This window comes from Labrys sp. WJW (assembly GCF_001676615.1).
GTDB lineage: Bacteria > Pseudomonadota > Alphaproteobacteria > Rhizobiales > Labraceae > Labrys > Labrys sedimenti.
This window is the reverse complement of sequence record NZ_LYXZ01000033.1, coordinates 119,290-128,959: the sequence shown is the minus strand read 5'-3', so window position 1 is coordinate 128,959 and position 9,670 is coordinate 119,290. Positions and strand designations below refer to the sequence as shown.

The window sequence follows — 9,670 nt, the reverse complement described above, 5'->3', positions numbered from 1 at the left end:
GACCACCCCACGCGGTTGCGCAGAGTGCACCAGGGTTCTGTAAAATGTCTAGTGAGGTGCTTCCCTATACTTTGCGAATTGGCAGGATTTTGCCGCCGTTGCGTAAGTCGTCGATATGGTCCGCCCACCATTGCATCATTGCGACCCGCTCCTTCCAAAAATCGGAACGCAGATAGGCTCGCCGGATCTCATCGGCGCCGATATGAGCAAGGGCCGCCTCGATCACATCGGGTCGCCATTTGCCGCTTTCGTTGAGAAGCGTCGAGGCAGTGGCGCGGAAGCCGTGGGCAGTGGCCTCCTCCTTGGAATAGCCCAGGCGACGCAGGGCGGCGTTGAGGGTGTTCTCGCTGATCGGGCGGGCGAATGTGCGCACGCAAGGCAGCACAAGCTTTCCCTTGCCCGTCAAAGCTCGCAAATCTTGCAGGATCACTACCGCCTGACGGGGAAGCGGGATGCGGTGCAGCCGGCGCATCTTCATCTTGTGTGCGGGAATTTCCCACGCCGCTGCCTCAAGATCGAACTCCGCCCATTCCGCCATCCGAAGTTCACCCGGTCGGGGAAACAGATAGGCCATCAGACGTAAGGCAGCCTGCGTCGTAGGCTGGCCGTCGAAATCGTCGATCGAGCGTAGCAGCGCGCCGAAGGCTGCAGGCTTGAGCAAGGCGGCGCGGGGCGTGACGGTGGGCGTGGTCAGCGCGCCCTTGAGGGCCTGCGTCGGGTCATTCTCGCAGAGAGCACTGGCGATGCCATAGCGGAAGACTGCGCCAATGGTGGAGCGCAGGCGGTGGGCACTTTCATAGGCCTCGCGCGCCTCCACCTTGCGCAGCACGGCGAGCACCTTGGCCGAGCTGATCTCGCCGATCTTGAGCTTACCGAGATCGGGCAGGGCGAAGTCGAGAAGCCACTCGATCTTCTTCATGGTCGCGGGCGCCCGGCCCTCGCGCTTGAGTTTGGCGACGTAGCCTTCCGCCACCGCCTTGAAGCTGTCTGCGGCGGCTTCCTGCGCGATGCGGGCGGCTTTCGCTTCCTGCTTGGCATCCGAAGGGTCGATACCCCCAGCGACCAGCGCACGGGCTTCGTCGCGCGCCTTGCGGGCCGCCACCAGCGTGATCGCGGGATAGGGGCCGATTGCCAGAAGCTTGCGCTTGCCGGCGAAGCGATAGTCCTGCCGCCAAAGTTTCGAGCCGTTCGGCATGATCCAGAGCTGCAAACCCTGGCCATCCGAGAGCTTGCGCACCGAATCTGTCGGCTTGGCGGTTCGGCATTCGATGTCTGTCAGCGGCATGGCGGCGTCCGAATGGTGGTATCGCGTACCACCACATCTTAGCAGATTCCGAGTCTGATACCACCATCCGTACCACCACGCAGCGCGGCTGCAGACGCACGGAAACGAACCGTGGCGAACGGTTTTTGTTCTTAAACCTTTGATTTTTGGAGGATTTTGGACTTTCGCGAACGACACCGAAAGTTGAAGTGGTGCCCCTAGCCGGAATCGAACCAGCACTCCTTGCGGAATCCGATTTTGAGTCGGACGCGTCTACCAGTTCCGCCATAGGGGCAACGCGGGGCGCACTATAGCGGGGAAGAGTCTGGCGTCAATCGGGTTTGCGGGCTTTTCCGGGTGCGCGGGCGTCTCGCCCGTTCTTGGAAGCGCCGAGCATGTTGAGAAGAAAGAACGGGCGGGACGCCCGTGCACCCGGGGGTCACCCGCTCGCCAGGCCGTGGATGTTGCCGTCGGGGTCGCGGAACCAGGCGAGTTCGAGGTCGCCGGTGCGGTGGATGTCGCCGTCCAGCGTGGTGCCGGGGATCTCGTAATGCTCGAAGGCGACGCCCTTGGCTTTCAGCGCCTCGACCAGGCGGGCCATGTCGTCGCCCACCACCCAGGTCACGGCGGTGGCGTGGTTGGTGCCGGCATTGGCGGAGGCGTAGACGAGCACGATCGAAGGGCCGGCCTTGTAGGCGATGGCGCTGCCCGCATGCTCGAAGGCGATCTCCAGCCCGACCAGATCTTCGTAGAAGCGCCGGGCCGTGGCGAGATCGCGCACGGGCAGGGTGGCGACGGCGAGCTTTGCTCCCAGCATGGCGGTGCCTCCGGATCGCGCCTCTTGCAGTCCCGCCGCATCGGCTCGCGCCGAGGGGGCGGCCATGCGATGCGAGACGCGATCATCAGGATAAGCCCGGCCGGGCGTGTTGGCACGCGCTTTCCTGACAGGACCGTGGCGGGCACAAAGCGGGTTCAGCCGCGGACGTTCCGCTTTCTCACTCCCGGGTTTGCGCCTCTCGCGATTGAATGCGGGCGATCAGATCGACGAAGGCCCTGCAAGGTGAACACGATGTCACCTTGCCGAATCAGCTGCATTTCCGCCGCATTGGCTCCTATCCTCGATGGTTTGCCGCCGCTGCCCGCCAGCGGCGCCTGCAGGCCGTGCCCACAAGTCCCGGCCGCCCCAGGCCCTGTCTCCCTGCCGATGGCAGGGGAAACCCACGGAGATCCCATGCGCCCCGTCCGTTCCCCCCTCGCCTCAGCCGCCTTCGCTGCCTTCGCGACCCTGGCCTTGCTCGTGCCGCAGCAGGTTCTGGCGCAGGAGGCCGCCAAGCCGACCGAAGCCCCCGCCGGTACGGCGGCGGGCGCTGAACCCCCCTGGCGCATCGGCTTTTCCCCGCTGGGCGAGGTCAAGCATAGCCAGGCCTTCGACCATTTCGATTATGTCAATGCCGCCGCCCCGAAGGGCGGCCGGCTGCGCATGGCCTCGCCGGTGGCGTTCGACAGCTTCAATGTGACGCTCGCGGGGGTGAAGGGCATCGTCGAGCCCGGAGTCGGGCGGATCTATCAGAGTCTGATGGTCCCGGCCGATGACGAGCCCTCCACCTATTACGGTGCGCTGGCGGAGGCCCTGCGCTATCCCGACGACATGTCATGGGTGTCTTTCCGCCTCAATCCGAAGGCGCGCTGGCAGGACGGTCAGCCGGTGACGCCGGAGGACGTGGTGTGGTCCTTCGAAACCCTCAAGGCCCACAATCTTCAGCGCGCGCGCTACTACTCCGACGTTACCAAGGCGGAGGTGACCGGCCCCAACGAGGTCACATTCACCTTCTCCAGCAAAGGCAACAGGGAGTTGCCGCTGATCGTCAGCCAGCTCATCGTCCAGCCCAAGCACTGGTGGCTGGCCAAGGGGCCGGATGGCAAGCCGCGCAACCCTGCGGCGACCAGCCTAGAGCCCCCGCTTGGCTCGGGACCCTACCGCGTCAAGGCGCTGGAAGCCGGTCGCTCGATCACCTATGAGCGTGTCAAGAATTGGTGGGGCGCCGACCTGCCGACGGCCAAGGGCATGTATAATTTCGACGAGATCCGCTACGATTATTATGCCAACGCCACCCAGCTGCCGGAGCTGTTCAAGAGTGGCTCTTTCGACTTCCGCTTTGAGAACAGCGCCTCGGCCTGGGTGCAACAATATGACTTTCCTGCCGTGAAGGATGGGCGCATCGTCAGACAGGAATTCCGCGAGGCGACCCTCGGGCGCATGCAGGCCTTCGGCTTCAATCTGCGCCGCGCCAAGTTCCAGGACGAGCGCGTGCGCCAGGCCTTCAACCTCGCTTATGATTTCGAGACCCAGAACCGCACCATGTCCTTCGGCCTGCTGGAGCGAGTGAATTCCTATTTTTACGGCCTCGACTTCGGCGCTCATGGGCTGCCCGAAGGCCAGGAACTCGCCTTGCTCCAAGGCCTCAAGGACAAGGTCCCGGCAGCCGTCTTCACTATGCCCTACGTCAATCCCGTAAATGGCAGCGACGAGGCAGTGCGCGCCAATCTGCGCAAGGCCTTCGGTTTGCTGAAGGAGGCCGGCTGGGAGATCCGGGACGGCAAGCTGACGAATGTCGCGACCGGGGAAGTGATGAAGGTCGAACTCCTGTTGCAGGGAGAAGGGATCGTGCGCACGGTGCTGCCCTATCAGCAGAGTCTCAAGCGGCTCGGCATTGAGCTAGTGCTCCGGACCGTCGATGATTCGCAGTACCAGACGCGGCTGCTCAACCGCGACTTCGACATGATCATCTATCTGCAGCAGCAGAGCAATTCGCCCGGCAACGAACTGCGGGACTATTGGGGGTCGGCCGCGGCCGACATCCCCACCTCGAACAATACGATCGGCATAAAGGACGCTGGTGTCGATGCGCTGATCGAGAAGGTGATCTACGCCAAGGACCGCTCCGAACAGGTCGTGGCCGCAACGGCTCTCGACCGCTTGTTACTGGCTCATGACTACGTCGTGCCGATGTTCTCCTCGACCAAGAGTCGCACCCTGCGCTGGGATCGCTTCGGCCAGCCGGCGACGCTGCCCTCGCTGGGCTATATGGGCGGCTTCCCCGATATCTGGTGGTACGATCAGGCCAAGGCGGCCAGGATCGGCGCGCCCGACAAGTAGTCCGCTCATTGAACCGTTTATGGCGAGCCTTGCGTGTCGCCTGACACTGTCGCCTCCGTTTGAAGGATCCCCCATGGCCGACCTCGACCGCCGCATGCTCCTGAAGACCGGCTTCCTCGGTGCTGCCTGTGCCCTCCTGCCGGCGGGGGCGCTGGGCCAGGAGGTCGAGAGCCATGGCCTGTCGACCTTCGGCGACCTGAAATATGGGCCCGACTTCAAGAAATTCGCTTATGTGCGTGCCGACGCGCCCAAGGGCGGCGCCTTCTCGCAGCTGGTCTATCAGACCGGCTACAACCAGTCCTTCAACTCCTTCGACAGCCTGCACATCTACGTCCTCAAGGGCACGGGCGCGGTGGGGATGGATGCCACCTTCGCCACGCTGATGGCACGGGCCGTGGACGAACCGGATGCGGTGTATGGCTATGCCGCCCAATCGGTGGCCGTCTCGGCCGACAGGCAGACCTATCGCTTCCGCCTGCGCCCCGGCCTCAGCTTCCACGACGGTTCGGCGCTGACGGCGGAGGACTGCGCCTGGTCGTTCAACACATTGAAGGAGAAGGGGCATCCCTTCATCACCGAACCGCTGCGCTTCTTCAAGGAGGCGGTGGCGGAAGCCCCCGACATCGTGCGCGTCACGCTGCTGCCCGGGCGCGGGCGCTCGCTGCCCCTGATCGTCGCCGGCCTGCCGATCTTCTCGAAGGCCTGGTGGTCGAGCCGCGATTTCACCAAGTCCACGTTGGAAGCCCCGCTCGGCAGCGGGCCCTACAAGGTGGGCAAGGTCGATGTGGGGCAGTCGATCAGCTATGAGCGCGTGGAGGGCTGGTGGGGAGAGAGCTTGCCGACTCAGATCGGCACCAACAATTTCGACCGGCTGACCTGGCACTACTACCGCGATCCCTCGGTGGCCTTCATCGCCTTCGGCGCCGGCAATTATCGCTTCCGCGAGGAGTCGAGCTCCGAGAACTGGGCCAAGGGCTATGACATTCCGCCCGTGCGCGATGGCCGCATCAAGCGCGAGACCGTGCCCGACCATACGCCCTCGGGCGCCCAGGGCTGGTATTTCAACACGCGCCGCGCCAAGTTTTCCGATCCCCGTGTCCGCCAGGCCCTCGGTTTCGTCTTCGATTTCGAATGGGTGAACCGGAACGTGATGTACTCGTCCTACCAGCGCACGACCTCGATCTTCGAGAATTCGCCGCTGAAGGCCGAGGGCAAGCCCGGGCCGGATGAACTCGCCTTGCTGGAGCCTTATCGCGGCAAGGTGCCCGACGCCGTCTTCGGTGAAGCCCTGCTGCCGCCGGTCTCAGACGGGAGCGGCTTCGACCGCGCCAATCTGCGCACGGCGCTGGGGCTCCTCAAGGAGGCTGGCTGGAGCCTCGACAACCGCGTCCTCAAGAATGCCAAGGGTGACGCCTTCACCATCGAATTCCTGGAGGAGAGCGACTTCCTCTACAAGATCACGGCCCCCTTCATCCAGAATCTGGACCGGCTCGGCATCGCGGCGAGTTTCCGCGCCGTCGATTCCTCGCAATATCAGCGCCGCACCGACGCGTTCGACTATGATGTCATCTCGCGTCGTGCCACTTACGGCCTGACACCCGGCGAAGACATGCGCGGGCCCTTCTCCAGCCGGACGGCCGTCGTGCCTGGCTCGAGCAATGTCTCCGGCATCGCCGATCCGGTGCTCGACGCCCTGATCGACGCCATCGTCGCCGCCGACAGCCGGGTTGCGCTCCTTACGGCGTGCCGCGCCTTCGACCGCGTGCTGCGCTCGGGCTATTACTGGGTGCCAATGTACAACCGCCCGAACCACTGGCTGGCCTATTGGAGTGAGTTCGAACATGGCGATCCCGGCGTGATCTACGACCGCGGCATCCCCGATCTGTGGTGGGCCAAGAAGACGTAATTTCCTGGAAGCCGGCGGTCCCCGGGAAACGCAAAACGCCGGCCCGTTGTCGGGCCGGCGTCGAAATCCGTCAGAGGCGTCGGACTTACTTCTTGTAGTCGACGCGCTCGGCGATGCGGGCAGACTTGCCGCGGCGATCGCGCAGGTAATAGAGCTTGGCGCGACGGACCTTGCCGCGGCGGACCAGCTTGATGGAATCGATCATCGGCGAGTAGAGCGGGAACACGCGCTCGACACCTTCGCCGTAGGAAATCTTGCGGACAGTGAAGCTCTCCTGCAGGCCGCCGCCGTCGCGGGCGATGCAGACGCCTTCATAGGCCTGAACGCGGGTGCGCTCGCCTTCCTTCACCTTGACGTTCACGATGACCGTGTCGCCGGGCTGGAATTCGGGAATGTCCTTGCCGGCCGAAAGGCGGGCAATTTCTTCCTGCTCGATAGTCTGAATCAGGTTCATGTTCGATCTCCGCGCGTACCCGAAGGACGCATCTTGCTCTTACTTGAAGTGGAGGCGTGCCAATACGCCATTACGGAAGGCGAGTCCACCGAATTCGCACTTTCCGGCAACTACAGTTGCCGGAAGAGCGTCACTTCCGCTTCTTCTTCGGCGGCGGCTGCCGTGCCGCATAGGCTTCCCACAGGTCTGGCCTGCGCTCCTTCGTCAGCGCCTCCGCCTCGCTGCGACGCCAGGCCGCGATATTCTTGTGATGCCCGGAGCGCAGGATGTCCGGAATCTCGCGGTCCTCGAAGGTGGCGGGCCGGGTATAATGCGGATATTCGAGCAGGCCGTTCTCGAAGCTCTCCTCGTCGCCGGAGGTGGAGCCGCCCATCACGCCCGGCAGCAGCCTGACGCAGGCATCGACCAGCACCATGGCGCCGAGCTCGCCGCCCGAGAGGACATAGTCGCCGATCGAAACCTCGGTGAGGCCGCGCGCCTCGATCACCCGCTGGTCGACGCCCTCGAAGCGCCCGCATACGATCACGGCGCCGTCGCCGGCGGCCAGGGCCCGCACATGCGCCTGCTGGAGGGGAAGGCCGCGCGGCGACATCAACAGGCGCGGGCGGCCGTCATCGCCGAGGGCATCGATGGCCTCAGCCAGCACGTCAGCACGGATCACCATGCCCGGGCCGCCGCCGGCCGGTGTGTCGTCGACCGAGCGATGCCGCCCCTGGCCGAAATCGCGGATATTGCCGACGTCCAGCGCCCAGGTGCCGTTGGCCAGGGCTTCGCCCGACAGGGAGACACCGAGGGGGCCCGGAAACATCTCGGGATAGAGGGTGAGGATGGAGGCGCGCCACATGAGATTATCCGGAGCGCGGACATCTCAGCGACATGCCTGTATGTCGCGGTGTCCGCATCTTGGAAACACAAAGATTGCAAAAGTAAGAGCGGGCAGGATGTCCGCGCTCCAACTTACCCCAACAATCCCTTCAGCCTCTCATCCGTGAAGTCCTTGATCGAGAACACGGTGTTCGGGCCGTCGAGGGCTGCATCGTCGAGCATGGTCTTCACGCCCACGGCGCGCATGCCGGCATTGCGGGCGGCCTCGATGCCCAGCGGCGCGTCCTCGAACACCACGCATTGGCTGGGCGCCAGGCCCATTGCCTCGGCGGCGGCGAGGAAGAGATCGGGATGCGGCTTGCCGCGATAACCCATAGAGGGCGAGACCACGGTGACGAAATGGCGGCGCAGATCGAGGCCGTCGAGCACCAAGGCAGCATTCTCCGGGGTGGCGGCCGTGGCGACCGACATCTTCTGCCCGCGGGCCTCGCAGGCCGATATCAGCGCGACCAGGCCCGGCATCGGCGCCATCTGGCTGCGATAGATCTCACGATAGATCGCTTCCTTCTCCAGGCCCAGCGTATCGAGCTCGTGCTCGCTCGCGTCGGGCTTGACCATGCCGACCACCTCGCGATTGGCGCGGCCGGCGGTGTCGCGGAAGAAGCGCTCGCGGTCGAAAGGCAGCCCATGGCGCTGATGCCAGGTTTCCCAGGCGTCGTTATGGACATGCATGTTGTCGACCAGCGTGCCGTCCATGTCGAAGATCAGGCCGGCGACCGGTGTGGCGGCCAGACTCTTGAAATCGGCATCCAGGCCGCCGGTTGAAATATGGTCAGCGCTCATCGTCGCCTGTCTCCTCGTCTTCGCTCGCCGCCCCACTCTCTTCCGGCAGGATGACGACGATATGTCCGGCCTTGATGTCGACCACGGGAACGACGGCCTTGCTGAAGGGCAGCAACAGGGGCTTGGTGCCCCCAGGCGCCTCCTTGGAGCCAAGGGGCGTCACTTCGATGATGTCGCCGGCGCCGAAGTCGAACAGACCGGTGACCGTACCGATCTTCTCGCCGGCCTCATCGCGCGCCACCAGGCCGATGAGATCGGCATGAAAGAATTCGTCTTCGTCCTCAGGCGCACCCAGCACGGCGCGTTCGACGAAAAGCTGGAGATTGACGAGCTGTTCGGCGCCCGTGCGATCGCCGACGCCCTCGACCCGTGCGATCAGCACGTCCTTGGCCTGGCGCACCGAGGTAAGCTTGACCTGGCGGCCGGACTTGGTGAGGAGGGGGCCATAATTGGCGATGGCCAGCGGCTCCTCGGTATAGGATTTCAGCCGAATCTCGCCCTTGAGCCCATGGGCTGCGCCGAAAACGCCGAGGATTACGAGGTTTTGCGGGGCAGGGGGCATGGGGGACCTTGCAATAAAAGGCACAGCAGACCTCCCCCACGAAGCTGGGGGAGGTGTCGCGACGAAGTCGTGACGGAGGGGGTGCAGCCAGAATGGAGCTCGAGAACCGCAGACCCAAAGTCTCGTTTCATGCGCTCCATTCTGGCTGCACCCCCTCCGAGCTTGCTGCGCAAGCCCACCTCCCCCAGCTTCGTGGGGGAGGTCGCGCACACAAATTGTGTGCGCTGAAACCGCGCCATATCTGGCTTGGTCCGAGCTTACTCGGCCGCTTCGGCGGCGGCAGCCTCGGCCTTCTTGGCCTTCTCGGCGGCGCGGTCCTGCGCCTTCTTGCCGGGAACGGCCTTGACCGGGTTGCTGCGGGCTTCGCGGGTCAGCAGGCCGGCATCGGCGAAATGACGCAGCACGCGGTCGGTCGGCTGGGCGCCCTTGGCGATCCAGGTCTTGGCGGCTTCCAGATCGACGGTCCAGCGCGACTTGCCCGAATCCTTGGCGATCATCGGGTCATAGGTGCCGAGCTTCTCGATGAAGCGGCCATCGCGCGGGGAGCGCGAATCGGCAACGACGACCGCGTAGAACGGACGCTTCTTGGCGCCGCGGCGGGCGAGACGGATCTTGAGGGACATGGGTAACTCCGTTTGTCAGTGTGTTCGTCAGTGAGG

General features: G+C 64.5%; 9 protein-coding genes and 1 tRNA gene. 2 read left to right on the top strand and 8 right to left on the bottom strand.

The features are described from left to right. Nucleotides 1-64: 64 nt before the first annotated feature. The 3 genes from BA190_RS19990 to BA190_RS19980 all read right to left on the bottom strand — a co-directional run bounded on the left by BA190_RS19990 (nucleotide 65) and on the right by BA190_RS19980 (nucleotide 2,081). The gene (locus BA190_RS19990) at nucleotides 65-1,285 is read right to left on the bottom strand and encodes an integrase arm-type DNA-binding domain-containing protein (protein ID WP_068291215.1); all 1,221 of its coding nucleotides are present in this window, start codon (nucleotides 1,283-1,285) and stop codon (nucleotides 65-67) included. A gap of 189 nt (nucleotides 1,286-1,474) precedes the next feature. After that, nucleotides 1,475-1,559: transfer RNA gene (locus BA190_RS19985), tRNA-Leu, on the bottom strand. Between the two features lie 144 nt (nucleotides 1,560-1,703). Further along, a complete protein-coding gene (locus BA190_RS19980) occupies nucleotides 1,704-2,081 on the bottom strand; it encodes a VOC family protein (RefSeq protein ID WP_068291213.1) in 378 nt (125 codons plus the stop codon). Nucleotides 2,082-2,495: 414 nt separating this feature from the next. Between BA190_RS19980 and BA190_RS19975 the strand changes: the two genes are divergently transcribed. Together BA190_RS19975 and BA190_RS19970 are read left to right on the top strand one after the other, a co-directional pair. Then, nucleotides 2,496-4,421 carry an extracellular solute-binding protein gene (locus BA190_RS19975; RefSeq protein ID WP_068291210.1) on the top strand — a complete coding sequence of 642 codons (1,926 nt, stop codon included), beginning with the start codon at nucleotides 2,496-2,498 and terminating at the stop codon, nucleotides 4,419-4,421. A gap of 73 nt (nucleotides 4,422-4,494) precedes the next feature. Continuing rightward, entirely contained in the window at nucleotides 4,495-6,327 is a 1,833-nt protein-coding gene (locus BA190_RS19970) for an extracellular solute-binding protein (RefSeq protein WP_068291208.1), read from the top strand. An 85-nt stretch (nucleotides 6,328-6,412) separates the two neighbouring features. Here BA190_RS19970 and rplS read toward each other — a convergent pair whose 3' ends face one another. The 5 genes from rplS to rpsP form a co-directional block, all read right to left on the bottom strand. Next, nucleotides 6,413-6,781, bottom strand: a complete 369-nt coding sequence (gene rplS, locus BA190_RS19965; RefSeq protein WP_068291206.1) for a 50S ribosomal protein L19 — start codon at nucleotides 6,779-6,781, stop codon at nucleotides 6,413-6,415. A gap of 130 nt (nucleotides 6,782-6,911) precedes the next feature. Then, a complete protein-coding gene (gene trmD, locus BA190_RS19960) occupies nucleotides 6,912-7,625 on the bottom strand; it encodes a tRNA (guanosine(37)-N1)-methyltransferase TrmD (protein WP_068291204.1) in 714 nt (237 codons plus the stop codon). A 113-nt stretch (nucleotides 7,626-7,738) separates the two neighbouring features. Then, nucleotides 7,739-8,449, bottom strand: coding sequence for an HAD family phosphatase (locus BA190_RS19955; protein ID WP_082979897.1), 711 nt, complete (start codon nucleotides 8,447-8,449; stop codon nucleotides 7,739-7,741). Beyond that, a complete protein-coding gene (rimM, locus tag BA190_RS19950) occupies nucleotides 8,439-9,011 on the bottom strand; it encodes a ribosome maturation factor RimM (RefSeq protein ID WP_082979896.1) in 573 nt (190 codons plus the stop codon). Before rimM ends, BA190_RS19955 begins: the two co-directional genes overlap by 11 nt. Before the next feature lie 257 nt (nucleotides 9,012-9,268). After that, nucleotides 9,269-9,634 (bottom strand): 30S ribosomal protein S16, encoded by a 366-nt coding sequence (gene rpsP, locus BA190_RS19945; protein WP_068291202.1) that lies wholly within the window; start codon nucleotides 9,632-9,634, stop codon nucleotides 9,269-9,271. Nucleotides 9,635-9,670 lie beyond the last annotated feature (36 nt).